Raw genomic sequence first — 16,808 nt, 5'->3', positions numbered from 1 at the left:
GGCACATCGCCATGTGTTGTAGAAGGTGCCCTTCCCGACCTCGCACACCGTGCGGGCAGCGCCCCCGTGGCGCTGCCCGCACGGGGTCCGGTCAGGACGTCGCGGCCGCCTGCTTGAGCCGTGCCTCGCGCTCGGCGGTCCGGCCCAGCTCGATCAGGTAGGCATGCCGCTCGCCGCGCGCCACCAGCAGCGCCCCGGCGATGAAGAGCGCCAGTGGGAATGCGATCAGGAACACCCACTGCCCGGGCACGAGCAGCACGGGCGGATCGAACCGCTGAGTCGAAACGAGGAATCCGTTGAACACCGGTGGCACGACGACGTACAGCGCCAGCGCGGGCGCGAACATCGCCACCAGCCGGCGGCACACCGGCGCGCTGGCCCGCAGCAGGCAGTACAGGATCACCAGCGCGCAGATCATGCCCGGCACCAGCGTGATGACGCCGCTGACGTGGTGGCCGCCGAGCCAGCCGGGTGCGTTGTAACCGCCCAGCGCGCCGATCGAATAGCCGCCGTCGCCAAAGCGGGTCACCACCGCGAGCATCGCGTCGACCGAGGGCAGGATCGCCAGCACGGCGAAGGCCGACGACATGACGACGGCACGGCGGACGCCCAGCGCCCCCTGCGGGCGGGCCCTGCCCCGCGCGGTGAGAGCCAGCGCGGCGCCGCCGCTCAGCACCAGCATCCACCAGACCTCCACCAGGTGGCTGGGCCAGGTCGGGTAGTCGACGACCTCCACCGCCACCTCGCTGAGCCCCGCGGCCCAGGCGCCTGCGGCCGCGACGAGACGGAACCTGGTGAACGCGAAAGCAACGGCCACCGTCCAGCCGGCCATGGCGAACCACCACTGCCCGGGCAGGATGAGCAGACGCCCGTCGACGCGCCAGCCGCCGAGCACCTCCGCGCCCACGACGCCCAGCCGGTAGGTGAGCAGCATGAAGCACACGACCAGTCCGAACACCGCGGCGGCGGGGGCCCAGTGCCGGTCCGTGGAGCCCGCGCCGCGCCCGCCCACCCGAAGCCAGACCGCGCAGCGGACCAGGTTCGCCGTCTCGCGCAGGCCGGGGTAGCGCTGCTGCGGTGCCGACCCGGCCATGAGCACGCCCATCATCTCGTCCTCGTACTCCCGCCGGTGCGCGACCGGGAACAGGGCGAGCAGGCGTTCGTAACGCCGTTCGAGCCGCGGATCGTGGCCGGTCATGCCACTCCCGTCCCCGGGCGCAGGGAGAAGCCGGACAGCCGGGCGGCGGCCGCGTCGGCGTTGCGGCGCAGGCGCACCGTCTCGGCGGCCAGGCGCTCCTGCCCGACACCGGTGAGCCGGTAGTAGCGGCGGAGCCGGGACGCGACGATCTCCTCGCGGTCGACCTCGATCAGGCCTCCCTCGCGCAGCCGGTCCAGTACGGAGTAGAGGGTGCCGGTGTGCAGGCGGACCTGCCCGCCGGAGATGTCGAGCACGTCCTCGATCACGGCGTAGCCGTGTTTGGGCTCGGCCACCAGCGCCGTGAGGATGAGGAAGGCGGGCTCCCCCATGGATAACTCAGCCATGCCGGGAGCATATACGTCTTGCAAACATATGCAATGGACGAAGATATGAGCAGGTCGTGTCCGGACAGTCGTGATCGGAGGCGATCGCGTCGCGGGACGTCAGATGCGCGGCCGCACCGTCGTGGCACGCGCCGAGCGGGAGCTTCCGGGCCGCTGGCGGGTTACGCGACCTGGTACCGCGGGCCGTCGTGACCCTACGTCCCTGGTGTCGCGTATGAGATGTTTTGTCCCGTTGCTCCTGATCGGGGTTGTACAACCGTGCGGGCCGCCGGTCGCATTCCGGCAGCGGCAGGTGATCTATCCGATAACCCGGATGCTGGGGATCCGGGTCGCCCCGAAGGTACCGTTCCGCCCATGTTGATCCAGGATCAGGCCGTGGCGTCCGCGCCCTGGACCGGCCTCACCGTCGGGCAGTCCACCGGGATCGCCCCGCTGCGCCGTCCGGCGGCCCCCACCGTGCCCGGCACCCGTGCGGTCGTCGAGGAGTACCTGGCCAGGCTGGCGGATGGCGACGCGGAGCACATCGCGGAGCTGTTCGCGGAAGAGGTCGAGTGCTACGTGGCCGCGGCCGAGGCGGCGCCGTGGATGGCCAGCCGCGGGCTGGCCGCCGACTTCCTGCGGCTGACCATGCCGCGGTTCGAGCTCGGCCGCAGCGCGGTCGAGGCGGACAGGCTGCTGGTCGACGGTGCCGACGCGGTGGTGCTCGGCCACTTCATCCACGTGATCAAGCCGACCGGCCGCAGGCTGTCCACGCCGGTCGCGATCCACCTGAGCGTGTCGGCCGGGCGCATCCGCTCGATGCACCTCTACGAGGACAACGTCGCGCTCGTCTCGCGTATCCGTGGCAAGCGCCCCATCACCTCCTCGGCCTGTGCCGCGGCCAAGAACGCCCTGAGCTGACCGCCCGCCGCGGCCCGGTGTGCCGCGCTCCCGGCCCGATCCGTGATTCGCGGGACGGGCCGGTCCGTCGTGTGGACCAATGGGGGAGTCGGTCGAGACCCCGGCCGGCACCGGTCAGCACGAGGGGGCGTCGTGGGTCGGCTCGACGGCAAGACGGCGGTGGTGACGGGCGGGACCACCGGTATCGGGCTGGCGGCCGCCCGGCGGCTGGCCGCCGAGGGCGCGCACGTGTTCCTCATCGGCCGCCGCGAGCAGCAGGTCGCCGAAGCGGTGGCCGGGATCGGCGCGAACGCCACCGGGGTCACCGGGGACGTCACCTCCGACGCGGACCTGGACCGGCTCTACGCCGCGGTCCGGCGGCGCGGCAAGGGCCTGGACGTGGTGCTGGCCAACGCCGGCGGCGGCGAGTTCATGCCGCTGGACCAGGTGACGCCGGAGCACTTCGACGGCACCTTCGACCTGAACGTCAAGGCGCTGCTGTTCACCGTGCAGAAGGCCCTCCCGCTGCTCGGCGAGGGCTCCTCGATCATCCTGACCGCGTCGACGGCGGGTTCCAACGGCGAGGCGGCGTTCAGCGTGTACGGGGCCTCGAAGGCGGCGGTCCGCTCGTTCGCCCGTTCCTGGGCGATGGAGCTGAAGGACCGCGGCATCCGCGTCAACGCGTTGAGCCCCGGCCCCGTGGAGACGCCCGGCATCAACGGCCTGTTCGCCGACGAGCAGCAGGCGCGGCAGCTCAAGCAGACGTTGATCGACCGGGTGCCGATGGGCCGCATGGGCCGCCCCGAGGAGGTCGCCGAAGCGGTGCTCTTCCTCGCCTCCGATCAGAGCAGCTTCATCACCGGCATCGAGCTCTTCGTCGACGGCGGCATGAACCAGGTCTGACCCGGGCGGGCCGCCGGTCGGGCCAGGGGGGACCGCAGGTGACGGCAGGACGCTCGAGCGCGAGGATGGCGGTATGACCAACGAGACGACGGTGAAGCTCACGCACGGCGCGGTGATGCCGCGCATCGGGCTGGGCACCTGGCCGATGGACGACGCCCAGGCCGCGAGCTGCGTGGTGCAGGCCGTCGAGGCGGGTTACCGGCTCTTCGACACGGCGGAGAACTACGGCAACGAGCGTGGCGTCGGGCAGGGCATGCGGAACGCCGGCCTTCCCCGGGAGGAGCTGTTCGTCACCAGCAAGTTCAATGCCCGCTGGCATGGCCGCGACCTGGTGCGCCGGGCGTTCGACGCGTCCGCCGGCCGGCTCGGCGTCGACTACGTCGACCTGCTGATGATCCACTGGCCCAACCCCGAGCAGGACCGCTACGTCGATGCCTGGAAGGGTATGGTCGCGCTGTTGGCGGAGGGCCGGTTGCGCGCCGTGGGCGTGTCGAACTTCAAGCCGGCCCACCTGGAACGGCTGCGCGCCGAGACCGGGGTGCTGCCTGACGTCAACCAGGTGCAGCTCAGCCCGCGTATCGCCCGCAAGCTGCCGCGCGCCTACCACGCCGAACACGGCATCGTCACGCAGTCGTGGAGCCCGCTCGGCCAGGGGCGGGAACTGCTGGCCGATCCGGTGATCGGAGAGGTCGCGGCCGGTCACGGGCGCAGCCCGGCGCAGATCGTGCTGCGCTGGCACCTTCAGCTGGGGCTGACCGCGGTGCCGAAGTCGGCCGATCCGCAGCGGATGCGCGACAACCTGGCCGTCTTCGACTTCGCGCTGAGCGAGCCGGAGATGGACCGGATCTCGGGCCTCGACCAGGGAGAGCGGGCGGCGGTGGACTCCGACCTCGTCGGACACTGAGCGCCGCCGTGGGCCGGGACCTGCTGATCGGCCTCGGCGTGGCGCTGCTGGCGTCGTGGCTGCTGCTGGTCGTGGGCCTGCTGCTGGCCCGGCCGAAGGGGCCGCTGCTGGCCGAGGCGGTGCGGCTGCTGCCGGACCTGCTGCGGCTGCTGCGCCGGCTGGCCGCCGACCGCACCCTGCCGCGGGGCGTGCGCGTCCGGCTGGCGCTGCTGATGGCGTATCTGGCCGTGCCGTTCGACCTGATCCCCGACTTTGTGCCGATCATCGGGTACGCCGACGACGCGATCATCGTCGCGCTGGTGCTGCGCTCGGTGGTGCGCCGCGCGGGGCTGGACGCGGTCCGCCGGCACTGGCCGGGCACCGACGACGGCTTCACGGCGCTCACCCGGCTGGCCGGGCTGGGCAGGCGGCCCGGCTGATCCGGCGCCTGCACTTCGAGGTCGCGGTGCCGGACAGCACCGCCGACCCGATCAGCGGCGGCGGCTTCATCAAGGGTCTCGACCACATCCCGCAGATCTGCGGCGTGCCCGGCAACGTCTTCCTGCAGGGACAGACGTACACCGCGGCGCCCTGCTGACGCAGGCATGACGACGGTGGCCGGCGCGTCGCCGGCCCCCGTTCCGGTCAGCCCAGCGGGCCGCGCTCGACGCAGAACTCGTTGCCCTCCGGGTCGGCCAGCACGACCCAGCCGCGCCCGTCGGGGCGGCGCTGGTCGGAGACGATCGTCGCGCCGATGCCGACCAGGCGCTCGACCTCCTCGTCGCGGCTGCGCTCCTGCGGTTGCAGGTCCAGGTGCACGCGGTTCTTGCCGGTCTTGCCCTCCGGCACCGGGATGAACAGCAGATTGACGCCGTGCGGGCCGACCAGGCGGCCGTTGGGGTCGCCGGGGCTGTTCGGGTCTTCGGGGTCCTCCTGCCAGCCGGTGACCTTCGTCCAGAACAGGGACTGGGCGTAGCAGTCGTGGCAGTCGACGGTGATGCTGTGCAGAGCCATGGTCATGCCGCCCATGATCACATGCCGAGACCCGGTCCCGGGGGCGTCGCCTGGAGCGCCCGCGTCCCGGCCGATCAGTAGCAGGAGCCCGCCGGCTGACGGCTACTCCGGCTTGGTCTGCCTGCTCATCAGCGTGGCCAGGGCGACCTTCGGGTCGACGCCCTCGTGGCAGATCCGCTCGACCTGCTCGGTGATCGGCATCTCCACCCCGTGCGCGTGCGCCAGGTCCCGGATGGCCAGGCAGCTCTTCACACCCTCGGCGGTGTACCGGGTGGCCGCCTGCGCCTGCTCCAGGGTCAGCCCTCGGCCCAGGTGCTCGCCGAAGGTGCGGTTGCGGGTCAGCGGCGAGCAGCAGGTGGCGACCAGGTCGCCCAGCCCCGACAGACCGGCGAAGGTGAGCGGGTCGGCGCCCAGCGCCACCCCGAGCCGGGTCGTCTCGGCCAGGCCGCGCGTGATCAGGGTCGCTTTGATGTTCTCGCCCAGGTCCATCGACGTGGCGATGCCGTAAGCCAGCGCGATCACGTTCTTGACCGCCCCGCCCAGCTCACACCCGATGACGTCGTCGTTGGTGTACGGCCGGAAGTAGGGCGTGGTGATCGCCTCCTGTACCGCGGTCGCCCGGGCCAGGTCCGTGCAGGCGACCACGGCCGCGGCAGGCTGGCGGACGACGAGTTCGGGGGCGATGTTGGGGCCGGTGACCACGGCGACCCGGCTCGGGTCGATCCCGGTGGTCTCCACGATGACCTCGCTCATCCGCTTCGTCGTGCCCAGCTCGATCCCCTTCATCAGGGAGACCAGCGTCGCGTCGGCGGGGATCAGTCCGGACCACGCGGCGAGGTTGGCGCGCAGTGTCTGCGAGGTCACCGCGAGCACGACCAGGTCGGCTCCGGCCATGGCCGACGCCGGGTCTGCGGTCGCCGTGACATTTCGCGGCAGCGCGGCCTCGGGGAAGTAGTCGGGGTTGCGGCCGGTGGTGCGGATCGCCTCGGCGATGGACTCACGGCGGGCCCACATGGTCACCTCGCCGCCGGCCTCGGCCAGGATCTTGGCGAAGACACTGCCCCAGGAACCCGCTCCCATTACCGCGGTCCGCACGCCGTCGCCGCCTCTCCCGCCGCGGCAGCCGCCGGGCCCGATCCTCGCCGCCGGGCGGATCCCGGCCGTCGTCGCAGGGAATCATGCCATGTGGGCCTGGCCGGGCGATGCGGTCGACGTCAGGGTGGCTTCGCGGCGCCGCGCGCCGCGCGCGAGGTCCTGCCCGGTCGTCCTGTCGGTCGCCGAGCGCGCCGACCGGCTGACCCCCGACGCTCGGCCGGTGCACAGGCGGCGGCCGCCGGTCAGGCGGGGCGGGGTCCGTCGGACGCGCCGCGGCTGTCCCGCAGCGCCTGCTGCACCCGCAGTTCCATCTCGTGCAGCGCCTCGATGGCCCGCAACTGTCCCGCGATCTCCGGGTCGGTGGTCGCGGGGCCCAGCCCGATGAGGCCGCACCGGTCGCACTCGACCCGCGCGGCCGTGGCCGGGCAGGGGGTGTGCGTCGCGCAGTCGACGCAGGTGTGCGTGGCGTCGAGAGCGAGCACCTGATCCGAGGCGATCGAGTCCAGGAAGCCGCATTCGGCGCACTGCCAGGTCACCTGCTGGCCCCAGTCGACGTCGCCGGTGTCGCTGAGCTCGTAGTCGAGGCGCTCGGCCGGCCCGACGAGGTCGCAGCCGCGGCAGCGCACGTATGGACGTGGTCTCATGGCGCGCTCTCCCGTGATCGCCCGACAGTGCGATGTGGACGTTAAACCGGTAACGGTTTCAGTGCGCCCACCGATCGGACATCGTTGCGGAGCGAACAACCAAGGCGTTCGGTCGATGGCGGCCCGGCCGTGTCCGTGCGGTGGCAGGTCCAGCCATGCCAGATGAACAGCGGGCGAACAGTGGAAGGCCGGTCGGCGACATCGGTTGAGCAGAGTGGCGTACCGGCCTACCGTCACGGACGTGCCGCTGATCATCATCGATCGTCTCGTGCCCGCCCGGGCCATGTGCCTGGCCGACGAGCTGCTGGTCGATCTGCCGCAGCGGTGGTCGCACACCGCCGGGGTGGCCGGTCGCGCGGCCGACCTCGCCGCCGCCGTCGACCCGGCCGACCGGGACCTGCTGCTGTGCGCGGCGTGGCTGCACGACATCGGCTATGCCGCCACGGCTCGCGACACCGGGTTCCATCCGCTGGACGGGGCCCGCCTGCTGCGGCGCAGGGGCTGGCCGGTGCGGCTGTGCGCGCTGGTGGCGCACCACTCCGGCGCTTCCTTCCTGGCTGCCGCGCAGGGCGTCGCCGGCATGGCCGAGTTCGGCGACGAGCGCTCGGCGGTGACCGATGCGCTGGCCTGCGCCGACCAGACCACGGGGGTACGCGGGGAGCCGGTGTTCCTGGAGGACCGGTTGGCCGAGGTGCTGCGGCGCCACGGGGCGTTCTCGCCGCACGGGGCCGCCCACGTGGGCCGGGCGCCGTACCTGCGGGCCGCGGCGAGCCGGGTGCAGGCCCGCCTGCTGACCGCCGCGGAGGCCTGATCCGATCGGGCGGAGCCCGCCCCTGGGCCCGCCCGGTGGACCGTTACCCAACAGCAATCGAAGCCGGTCGCGTCGTGGACGGCTGCTTCCTTAGGTTCGCTGAATGCCCGCAGAGACCCGAGAGCAGACCACGACCGCACCGGCCGCACTCCCGGGCAGCGATCCGGTCTCGCCGCCGTGCGGCCGCGCCCGGGCCGTGGAATGGGCGCTGTTCTGGATCGGCATGCTGTCGCTGGTCTTCGCCAACCACAAGGTGACCTGGGACGCCCGTCGCCGCTACGACGCGCTGGACCAGCTGCTCAGCGGCGAAGGGCTGTCCGAGGACCGGTACTCGCTGCTCGGGCCGCTGTTCGCGACGCCGATGTGGCTGGCGGGGCAGGTGGCCGGCCGCCCGGACGGCTGGCTGGCGTACTTCAACCTGGCGGTCTTCGCCCTCGGCCTGCTCGCGCTGCACCTGCTACTGCGGGGGCGGATCGATGCCGGGCTGCTCCGGCGGTTCCTGCTGCTGCTGGTCGTCGGGAGCATGATCCCCGCGCACATCTCGAACTTCTACGCCGAGACGTTCTCGGCGACGACCGTCGGCGTCGGCGTGCTGGCCGCCTGTCTCGCCGCCACGCACCCCTGGCAGCGGCGGCTCGGCTGGGCCGGCATGGCGTTCGGCACGGCCAACATCGCGGCGACGATCCCGGCGCTCGCGCTGACCGCCGCCGACCGCGCGGTGCGGCTGCGCCGGCTGCGGTATGCCGTGCCGGTCGTGGCGGCGGTGCTGCTGGTGCTCGGGGAGGCGTGGCTGCGCCGCGGCGACCCGCTGGACCAGGGGTACACCGGCGAGCGCTTCGACTACCCGATGGCGCTGGGCGTGCTGGCGATCCTCTTCTCGTTCGGCAAGGGCCTCGTCTGGTTCGTGCCGGGCCTGTTCCTGCCGATCGGGCGCAGGCTGCGCGGGCTCTACGACCCGGACGCGATCGACCTGTGGGGCGCCTACCGGTCGTGGCTGATCTACGTCGGAGCCATGATCGCGGTGTACGCCAACTGGTGGGCGTGGAGCGGCGATCTGTACTGGGGGCCGCGCTTCTTCCTGCTCGCCGTCCTGCCCGCGGCGCTGGCCCTGGCGGTCTGGCTGAGCCGCCCCGAGACCCGCGCCTGGGCGAACCTGGTGCTGCTGGGCGCGCTGTCGCTGTCGGTGTGGGTCGGCGCGAACAGCAGCGTATTCGAGTCCAGCGGCGCGCCGCGCTGCTACGACAAGGCGAACCTGCAGGAGGACTACTGCCGCTTCGGTGTCGTCGAGAGCGACCTGTGGTACCCGCTGACCGACTGGCCGGGCCACCTGGCCGCAGGCCGGTACGCGCAGCTGGCCTTCTTCGGCGTCGTCTGGGCCTGGCTCGCCGCCCCGGTGCTGGCCCGCCTGGCCCGGTCGGCGGCCGGGTGGCTACGCGCCCACCCGATGCCGGCTCCCGCCCAGTGGCGCTGGTGACCGCGAGCGCAGCGGCTCGACCGCGACGGCCGCGGTGAGCGCGGCGACCAGCGCCGCAGTGGCGGGCAGCAGGCCACGTCCGTCCGGCTCGGACAGGCTCGCGGTGGACTCCAGCCGGGCCAGGATCGCACCCGCCAGCAGCGTCACACCGAGCGCCGGCAGTCCGGTGACCTGGACCCCGGCATACGAGTCGGGCCGTGGCACCGACCGCACCACGCCGCCCGGCCCGGTCCAGCGGACCAGCAGGTGGCTGCCCGAGGTGGCGAGCACCGGCCGTGCCGCGTCGGCCGGATCGAGCGGTTCGCCGAGCAGCGCCTGCAGGTGCTGCCTCAGGCAGGGCTGGAGACCGTGCCGCTCCTGCAACCGGCTCAGCAGCCACGACGAGCCCTGGATGCGCGGGTTGACCTCCAGAAACGCCACGTCGCCGCCGCACACGGCGATGTCGGCGCCGAACAGGCCGCGGTGTCCCTGCGCGGCCAGCCACTGTCCGATGCGCTCGGTGTGCAGGTATGCCTGCGCCAGCGCGCCGGGGTCGACGCGCGGCACGGCGAAGTCGCTGCCGCAGTAGCCGCCGAACGCGTAGCCTAGCTGCGCGATGCCGCTGATCTGCAACGATGCGGGCAGCAGGCGGACGCCGTCGGCGTGCACCACCCCGGCCACGTTGATCGTCACGTCCCCGGCGTAGCGGGACAGCAGCCACCGGGTGACGTGCGGGTACGCGTGCCGTGCGGCGGCCAGCTCGGCGGCGTCGCGTACCAGATAGGTACCCTGCCCGCCTGCGCCGTTGGGCGTCTGTGCGATGAACGGCGCGTCCAGCCGCCGGGCCACCGCGGTGAAGTCGAGCTCGTCCCGGTCGAGCGCCAGTGCCTCGGGCACCGGCACGCCGAGATCCTGCAATGCCGCGCGGACATGGACCTTGTCCTCGGCGAGCCGTTCCACCACCTCGAGCGGCCCGGCCGCCAGCCGCACCCGGCCCGGCCAGGCCGCCGCGGCGTTCTCCCAGGCGGTGCTGGCGCGCGGTGGCACCAGCAGGATCGGCCGATCGTCGGCCGGGGTCTCGGCCAGCACCTTGGGGACGAAGTCGGCCAGCCGGGCCACGTCGCCGAAACGCCAGCGGCGGCGTACGCGGTCCAGCTTCTCCAGCGACAGCGCCCGGGTGCCGGGCAGGTCGCCGTCGGCGTCACCGGACAGCACACAGACGCATGAGGGGTGTTCGGTCAGCGGCGCCATCATGCCGGGGTACGCGCTGGCGGTCACCAGGCGGTAGTCGTGCAGGTCCCATGCCATGGCGGCAACTGTGGCCGATCGCGGGCGGCGGCGCGGCGCGCAACGGGCGTACTTCCGGCGAACGGTACGGGAACTCTTCGGCACGGCCCGGTGCGCTGGGGCGACGCCTCGGCACGGACGGTGCGCCGCGACTTCGCCTCGGTGCGAACGTCCCGCCGGGCGTCGTCAACGCTCGACGGGCGACGGCGCGTGGCCGGCAGCGCGTGTGATGCCGGCGGATGGCCCTGCGGCAGCGACGCGCAGCGTGGGGGAGTAGGCCAGCAGCGCCACCCCGGCCGCGATGGCGGCACCCGCCAGGGTCAGCGTCCACAGCGCGCTCAGTCCGGCCGGCGGGGCCTCGTCGAACAGCAGCGCGCCCCACAACCAGCTCAGCACCGGATCGGCGACGGTCATCGCGGTGAGCGCCGCGGGGAGCGAGCCGCTGCCGAACGCCTCCTGTGCCAGCACCGCCGCGACCAGTCCGGACAGGCCGAGCGCGTACACCGGCCAGTCCAGCGCGGTCGTCACCGGGCCGCGGACGGCGAGCTGGTCGGCGACGACGACGGTGAGCACGGCGGTCGTGCTGAACCCGGTGCCCGCGGCGACACCCGTCAGCGCGGTGCGCGCGGTGCGGCCGAGGCGGCTGCGGGCGACCGTCAGCAGCACGCCGATCAGGACGATCGCGGCCAGCAGCACGGCGGGCAGCGGCTCACGGCGTACCGTCTGCGCGACGCCGCCCCGGGTCAGCACCAGCACCGCCAGACCCGCGCAGACCGCGGCCGTGCCCAGCCAGTCCCGGGCCGCGGGCGGCCGGCCGGTGCGGGTGTACGACATCGGCAGCGCGAACATCAGCTGCACCGCCAGCAGCGCCTGCACGATCGCGATGGAACCGGTGTGCAGCGCCGAGGCGTGCGCGGCGAAGCCCAGCACGTTGCAGCCGAGCCCGGCCAGCCACACCGGGCTGCGCAGCAGCCTGGCGACCGTGCCCAGCACCGGCAGCCAGTGCCCGGCGGTGTCGCCGCGGGCCTGCGCCACGGTCCGGGTCACCCGGTGCTGCAAGGCCGCCGCCGCCGCGAACAGGGCGGCCGCGAGCAGACCCAGGATGGTGCTGAGAATGGTCATGGATCCGCTCCGCCCGTCCGCACGTCGCCGTGACCGGACGGCGTGCGGGCATCATGACCGGACGGCGCGTACGGTGATCGACTCTTGCGCCGCCGCTCGGTGAACGGTGGGCGTCGGCGAGCGCAGCGGCAGGAGGACGAGCAGGCCGAGCGTGATCCAGACGTACGCGCTCCCGCCCAGGAAGCCCCCGGGGCCGGAGAAGTCGTACCACCACAGCCACACCACGCTGCTGCACAGGATCACGTACGCGGCCCCGGCCGACCACAGCAGCCGCCGACGGCGCGCCGGGTCCGGCTCGCGCAGCCCCGCGCCGATCACGAGGACCAGCGCGGGCACCACCCAGACCAGGTGGTGCACCCAGGTGACCGGGCTGACCAGGCAGGCGGCGAGACCGGTGAGCGCGAACCCGCCCCAGACGTCGCCGGCGCGGGCGGCCCGGCGCACCCGCCAAGCCCACAGCGCCAGCACACCCACCACCGTGAGCAGCCAGAACACCGGATGCGGCGAATCGGGGTCCAGGCGGGCGATCACCCCGCGCAGCGACTGGTTCGAGATGTAGAACAGGTCGCCGACCCGGCTGGTGTCGCCGAGCGTCTCGGTCCAGAACCGCCACGACGGACCCGGCGCGATCAGCGCCGCCAGCAGCGTCGCGGCCGCTGCGGTTCCGGTCGCGATCACGGCGGCTCGCCGCCGCCCGGCCAGCAGCAGATACCCGATGAAGATCGCAGGGGTGAGCTTGATCGCGGCGGCGATCCCGATGCCGACGCCCGCCCAGCGGCTCCGACCGCTCGTCAGCAGCCGGGCGTCGGCGAGCACCAGCGCGACGAGCAGCAGGTTGACCTGCCCGAAGCTGACCGTGTCGCGAGCCGGTTGCAACGCCGCGAGCAGGCACGCGGCGATCCCGAAGGCGAACAGCCGCGGCCACCGCTGCTCCCGGGCGATCGGATCGACCAACCAGTACAGCAGGAACGCGCAGGCCACGGCCGTCAGCGCCACGTTCACCGCGATGACCGTGTGCCAGCCGAGCAGGCTCATCGGCAGCATCGCCACGGCCGCGAACGGCGGGTACGTGAAGCCGTAGTGGGTGCCCGGCACCAGGTAGTCGTAGATCACGCCGCCCTCGTGCACCCAGTCGTCGACGGTGCCGTAGTAGACCAGCACGTCGAACCAGCCACGGTGCCCCGGGATCAGCGCGATGAACAGGCCGACGGCGGTGGCCAGCAGGAGCACGCAGAGCAGGCGGGCGCGGGAGGTCTTCACCATGCGGCGGGTTCCGTTCCTCGGTAGGGGCGCACCGCTGCGGGGACGATGTCGCTGGTGAACAGGAAGACCACCGGCACGGCCAGCAGCGCCCCGGCCACCGCCGCGGCCAGCTCGTCCGCGGACGGGGTGAAACCGCTCGGGAACACGGTCACGGTCAGGGCCAGGCAGGCGAGCGCGGTCCAGCGGCGCACCCGCCCGTTCGGCGGCGCGGCCGCGGCGATCGGCACCAGGCCCCACAGCAGGTACCAGGGGCGCAGGGCCGGGCCGAGCAGGGCCAGCGCGGCCAGGCTCAAACCGAGCGCGTACACCAGGCCGAGCCGTCGGCGGTGATGCCAGGCGAGCAGCGTCGCCGCGGCCGCGGCGACCAGCCCGGTCCACCGCCACGCCGGAATCGCCGACGCGGCCAGGTCGCTGCCCGCCGCCTCCAGCAGGTTCCGGGTGATCCTGCCGACGGTGCTGCTCAGCGACCAGTTGTGCGCCGAGATCGGCGTCGAAAGCGAGCGCACCCACCCGTAGCCCGTACCCGTCACGGCGGTCACCAGCGCCGTAGTCGCCGCCGCCAGCCCGGCCGTCAGCGCCAGCGCCCGCAGCGTGGCCGTCCGACGGCCGAAAGCCGGGCGGCCCGGCGGCGGCTCCGCCGGTGCGCTGGGCGACGACGGCCGGTTCGGCGGACGGGAGGGCTCCACCGGGGACGGCCGCGGGCCTGACGGTTGTCGCAGCGAGTGTTGCCAGAGCCAGACCACGACCACCAGGCCGAGTGCGGCCGGGGCCTTCACGAGGCAGGCGAGGGTGACCGCGACGGTGGCCAGGGCGAAGCGGCTCGCTGCCGCGGCGGTCAGCCCTGCGATGAGCAGGCCCAGCATGACGGCGTCATTGTGCGCACCGCTGACCAGGTGCAGCAGCACCAGCGGGTTCAGCGCGCCCAGCCACAGCGCCGCGGCCGGGTCCACCCCGCAGGCCAGGGCCAACCGGGGCAGGCAGACGATGAGCAACACGATCCCGGCCAGCGCGACGGCCCGCATGCCGAACACGCCCAACGGCACGTCGGTCGCGGCGAACCCGGACACCCCGGCGGCCAGGGACAGGAACGCCGGCCCGTACGGCGTCGGGGTGTGCTGCCAGATCGCGGGCACCTCGGCCGGCAGCGGCCCGCCCATCGCCGCCGGGCCCGCCTCGTAGACGTCGAGCCCGGCCGTGACCATCGCGCCCTGCGCCAGGTAGCTGTACACGTCGCGGCTGAACAGCGGCGGCATCGCCACCAGCGGCAGCGCCCAGGCCGCGAGGACGAGCAGCAGGCCGCGGGGCGCGGGCGGGTCGCCGCCGCGTACCGCCCCGCCCAGCCGCCACCAGGCGGCGACCAGCAGCGCCAGGCCGAAGTAGGCGCAGACCAGGCCGATGCCCTGGTGCTGGCGCAGCTCGCCCAGACCCAGCGCGGGCGCGAGGGTGTCACGCACCGGCAGCGCGCCCGCCGCGAGGCCGCCGCCCGCCAGCGCCGTGGAACCGGCGAAGCCCAGCACGAGGCAGCGGCGGGTCTCGTCGGGCAACCGGATGGCGGACAGCACCCAGGCAGGGTGCCAGCAGGCGGTGTACGGCAGACGACGGCACCGCCAACCAGCCGTGGCCGCAGGGTTGCCGCTCGCGTCCGGCAGCCGGTCAGCCCTCGTCGATGGTGATGTCCAGCGCCGCGGCGAGGGTGTGCGCCAGGCCGGCCAGGTCGTGCGCGCTCACCACGGCTCCCTTGAGGCTCGTCACACTGCCGATGCCGCCCAGCTCGCAGCGGATGAACCGGGCTCCGGCGCAGTCGGCCTGCGCGAACTGCGCGCCCGACAGGTCGCAGCCGGTGAACGACGCCCCGCGCAGGTCGGCGCTGGTGAAGTCGGCCCGGGTCAGGTTGCAGTCGGTGAAGGCGACGTCCTTGAACGAGGTGAACCGGAACGTCGCCAGGTCCATCCGGCACTCCCGGAACGTCACGTCGCGCAGCGAGCCGTCGATCCACTGCAGGCCGGTCAGCCGGGCCAGCGACACCTCGACGCGCAGGAGACCCGACTTGGTCGCCTTGAGGTTCGCCCAGTCCGAGGTCTCCACCAGGCAGTCGGTGAACATCGCCCGTTCCAGCACGGTGCGGGCGAGGCCGGTGCGGGTGAAGCGGCACTGCTCGAACTCGGCCGAGTCGGCGGCCTGCCCGTTCAGGTCGAGGTCGAGGAACGCGAGCCGCCGGAACGTGGCCTCGTCCTCCAGGTCGTGATCCGGCGACAGCGCCGTGTCCATGGCTGACGGCGGCTTCGGCCTCGCCGGCACCCGGGGTGCGCGGTTGGCGTCTCTGCTGCTGGCTGACCGAGGTGGCACGGTTACGACTCTAACGTCGACCACCCATGCGAACCCGACCGCCGCGGCTCGAACGCAGGTCGCTGAGGCCGCGTTTACGGCCCGCATGCAGACTGACCACATCCGGCGCACGCCCGGTATGGACCGCAGCATCTTCCGATGGATCCTCCCAGACCTTGGAGCAGCCGGGTCGTTGGCGTTCTCGGCCTCGACCGGGCCTGCTCCTCCTCTGGTCAACCGCGAGTGCCATTTGCGTTCTGCTACGATCCCGATCCCCGGTGGAGGAGGTAATGCAGCGTGAGCGTGCTGAGTATGCGGTCGCTCCGAGATCGATGGTCCGGTCACGTATGCCTGGCGGCATTGCCTGTCGCGACGGTTGAACACCTGATCGCCATCGATCGACAGGCTTCAGCGGCCGGCATGACGACGTGTTACCTGACCTTCGGGAATTCGAACTTCGATCTTGATGCCCGGGCCATTGAAGGAATCGCCAAGGCGACCGTGGTCCAGGACGCAGAGCAATTGCGCCGGCATGTCGCAGACTCAAGGTCAGCCGCCGTGTTCCTCCAGTCGCCATATCCCGAGCACTATCCCGCCTGGTTCTTCGACTGCGCGGACAGCTTCTCGCTGGCTTATGCGGGCTATGGTCTCCCGCTCTCGACGTGGACGCACGGCCATTTCCGCACTGATCCGATCTTGGCATCGTCTTACCTGTTGGCTGCGGGCAAGTATGAACTCGATGGTTACGCGGCCAACAGCCCGAACGCAGATGTGCTGCTGTCCGGCAACCCATTGCTATGGGAACTGCGGGATCGTTTGAGTCATGCCGGCCCCGCCCGGGATGATGGTGCGAAATTACTTTGGGCTCCGCACTGGACGAAGACATTGTGGGACGGCAGCCGTGGTTACAGCCGCTGGCAGGAATCAGCTGGCGCCATGCTGGACTGGAAGAAATCCCGGCCGTCCGATCACCTGGTGTTCCGGCCGCACCCGATCTTCAAGATGGCTCTTGAGTCCTATCTGGACGGCGCGACGTCTGTTGCGCACCGGGAAGCGGCGAAGAGCATTGACATGGCAACGGACGGATGGGCCGTCGAGGTCATTCGCGAGCTCCTCGCACTACCCAATGTGGAGGTGTCGACAAGCAGCATGGTCGACGACATCCTCCGCTGCGACGCGCTCGTGACGGATGGCATCTCCATTATCGCCTACTGGTCCGCGACAGGAAAACCCCTGGTGGTCATCAGGGATTCCGCCTCTCCTCGATTCAACGATGACGGAGAGGCGCTGGTGTCCGTGGCGGAGGTTGCCGCAAACGGCTCGGAAATATCCGAGTGGTTGCAAAAATGGTCAGCCGGAGCTGTGACCGCGAGCCCGGGGAGAGCGGAAGCCTCGCGGCGGATTCACCCCACACTCGCGAGCAGCCCGGTCGACATCTGGAAGGCAGCCCTGCCGGCTGACACGATCGTTTCGCGAGCCAGGCGGTGTTGGCAGCCGACCCGGACACCGGCTCAGGCCAGGCATTGAATGATTTGATGGGTGAGGGTGCCGGCAGACCACGAATTCCCCGGCTCCGCGCAGTCGGAT

The 16,808-nt window shown here is 72.3% G+C and carries 18 protein-coding genes; 8 read left to right on the top strand and 10 right to left on the bottom strand.

Features of this window, described 5'->3' with window-relative positions; translation table 11 throughout:
- Positions 1-91 precede the first annotated feature (91 nt).
- Positions 92-1,198, bottom strand: coding sequence for a hypothetical protein (locus FLL47_RS12530; RefSeq protein WP_144120665.1), 1,107 nt, complete (start codon positions 1,196-1,198; stop codon positions 92-94).
- Positions 1,195-1,542 (bottom strand): PadR family transcriptional regulator, encoded by a 348-nt coding sequence (locus FLL47_RS12525; RefSeq protein WP_144120664.1) that lies wholly within the window; start codon positions 1,540-1,542, stop codon positions 1,195-1,197. The genes FLL47_RS12530 and FLL47_RS12525 overlap by 4 nt, the downstream gene beginning before the upstream one ends.
- A 354-nt stretch (positions 1,543-1,896) precedes the next feature.
- Between FLL47_RS12525 and FLL47_RS12520 the strand changes: the two genes are divergently transcribed.
- From FLL47_RS12520 to FLL47_RS44710, 5 genes are all read left to right on the top strand, one after another.
- Entirely contained in the window at positions 1,897-2,442 is a 546-nt protein-coding gene (locus tag FLL47_RS12520; RefSeq protein WP_186315692.1) for a nuclear transport factor 2 family protein, read from the top strand.
- A gap of 132 nt (positions 2,443-2,574) precedes the next feature.
- Positions 2,575-3,324, top strand: a complete 750-nt coding sequence (locus FLL47_RS12515; RefSeq protein ID WP_144120662.1) for an SDR family NAD(P)-dependent oxidoreductase — start codon at positions 2,575-2,577, stop codon at positions 3,322-3,324.
- Between the two features lie 73 nt (positions 3,325-3,397).
- Positions 3,398-4,228 carry an aldo/keto reductase gene (locus FLL47_RS12510; protein WP_144120661.1) on the top strand — a complete coding sequence of 277 codons (831 nt, stop codon included), beginning with the start codon at positions 3,398-3,400 and terminating at the stop codon, positions 4,226-4,228.
- An 8-nt stretch (positions 4,229-4,236) separates the two neighbouring features.
- The gene (locus FLL47_RS12505; RefSeq protein WP_222106045.1) at positions 4,237-4,647 is read left to right on the top strand and encodes a YkvA family protein; all 411 of its coding nucleotides are present in this window, start codon (positions 4,237-4,239) and stop codon (positions 4,645-4,647) included.
- A 26-nt stretch (positions 4,648-4,673) separates the two neighbouring features.
- A complete protein-coding gene (locus tag FLL47_RS44710) occupies positions 4,674-4,805 on the top strand; it encodes a hypothetical protein (protein ID WP_281286697.1) in 132 nt (43 codons plus the stop codon).
- Between the two features lie 47 nt (positions 4,806-4,852).
- Here FLL47_RS44710 and FLL47_RS12500 read toward each other — a convergent pair whose 3' ends face one another.
- The 3 genes from FLL47_RS12500 to FLL47_RS12490 all read right to left on the bottom strand — a co-directional run bounded on the left by FLL47_RS12500 (position 4,853) and on the right by FLL47_RS12490 (position 6,960).
- Positions 4,853-5,227, bottom strand: coding sequence for a VOC family protein (locus FLL47_RS12500; RefSeq protein WP_144120660.1), 375 nt, complete (start codon positions 5,225-5,227; stop codon positions 4,853-4,855).
- A 96-nt stretch (positions 5,228-5,323) separates the two neighbouring features.
- Positions 5,324-6,301 carry an NAD(P)H-dependent glycerol-3-phosphate dehydrogenase gene (locus FLL47_RS12495; protein WP_144120716.1) on the bottom strand — a complete coding sequence of 326 codons (978 nt, stop codon included), beginning with the start codon at positions 6,299-6,301 and terminating at the stop codon, positions 5,324-5,326.
- Positions 6,302-6,558: 257 nt separating this feature from the next.
- Positions 6,559-6,960 carry a hypothetical protein gene (locus FLL47_RS12490; protein ID WP_144120659.1) on the bottom strand — a complete coding sequence of 134 codons (402 nt, stop codon included), beginning with the start codon at positions 6,958-6,960 and terminating at the stop codon, positions 6,559-6,561.
- A gap of 241 nt (positions 6,961-7,201) precedes the next feature.
- Here FLL47_RS12490 and FLL47_RS12485 point away from each other — a divergent pair, with 241 nt between their 5' ends.
- The gene (locus tag FLL47_RS12485) at positions 7,202-7,771 is read left to right on the top strand and encodes an HD domain-containing protein (protein WP_246157851.1); all 570 of its coding nucleotides are present in this window, start codon (positions 7,202-7,204) and stop codon (positions 7,769-7,771) included.
- Positions 7,772-7,874: 103 nt separating this feature from the next.
- Positions 7,875-9,245, top strand: a complete 1,371-nt coding sequence (locus FLL47_RS12480; protein WP_144120658.1) for a hypothetical protein — start codon at positions 7,875-7,877, stop codon at positions 9,243-9,245.
- Here the strand turns inward: FLL47_RS12480 and FLL47_RS12475 are convergent.
- The 5 genes from FLL47_RS12475 to FLL47_RS12460 form a co-directional block, all read right to left on the bottom strand.
- Positions 9,201-10,532: an ATP-grasp domain-containing protein gene (locus FLL47_RS12475; protein WP_144120657.1), complete on the bottom strand. Its 1,332-nt coding sequence runs from the start codon at positions 10,530-10,532 to the stop codon at positions 9,201-9,203. The two genes, FLL47_RS12480 and FLL47_RS12475, sit on opposite strands and share 45 nt — an antisense overlap.
- A gap of 165 nt (positions 10,533-10,697) precedes the next feature.
- Complete coding sequence (locus FLL47_RS42860; protein WP_186315691.1) at positions 10,698-11,633, bottom strand: DMT family transporter; 936 nt, start codon at positions 11,631-11,633, stop codon at positions 10,698-10,700.
- Between the two features lie 51 nt (positions 11,634-11,684).
- Entirely contained in the window at positions 11,685-12,896 is a 1,212-nt protein-coding gene (locus tag FLL47_RS12470) for a glycosyltransferase 87 family protein (RefSeq protein WP_186315690.1), read from the bottom strand.
- Positions 12,890-14,458 carry a polyprenol phosphomannose-dependent alpha 1,6 mannosyltransferase MptB gene (mptB, locus tag FLL47_RS12465; protein WP_222106044.1) on the bottom strand — a complete coding sequence of 523 codons (1,569 nt, stop codon included), beginning with the start codon at positions 14,456-14,458 and terminating at the stop codon, positions 12,890-12,892. The genes FLL47_RS12470 and mptB overlap by 7 nt, the downstream gene beginning before the upstream one ends.
- 91 nt (positions 14,459-14,549) lie before the next feature.
- Complete coding sequence (locus FLL47_RS12460) at positions 14,550-15,164, bottom strand: pentapeptide repeat-containing protein (RefSeq protein ID WP_186315689.1); 615 nt, start codon at positions 15,162-15,164, stop codon at positions 14,550-14,552.
- A 354-nt stretch (positions 15,165-15,518) separates the two neighbouring features.
- On the opposite strand from FLL47_RS12460, the gene FLL47_RS12455 reads away from it, so the two are divergent.
- Positions 15,519-16,748 carry a hypothetical protein gene (locus FLL47_RS12455; RefSeq protein ID WP_144120655.1) on the top strand — a complete coding sequence of 410 codons (1,230 nt, stop codon included), beginning with the start codon at positions 15,519-15,521 and terminating at the stop codon, positions 16,746-16,748.
- The last annotated feature ends 60 nt before the right edge of the window (positions 16,749-16,808 follow it).

This window comes from Catellatospora sichuanensis (assembly GCF_007483665.1).
Classification (GTDB): domain Bacteria; phylum Actinomycetota; class Actinomycetes; order Mycobacteriales; family Micromonosporaceae; genus Catellatospora; species Catellatospora sichuanensis.
Note: the sequence above shows the minus strand (reverse complement) of the source record. Positions and strands in the feature narration are given on the sequence as shown.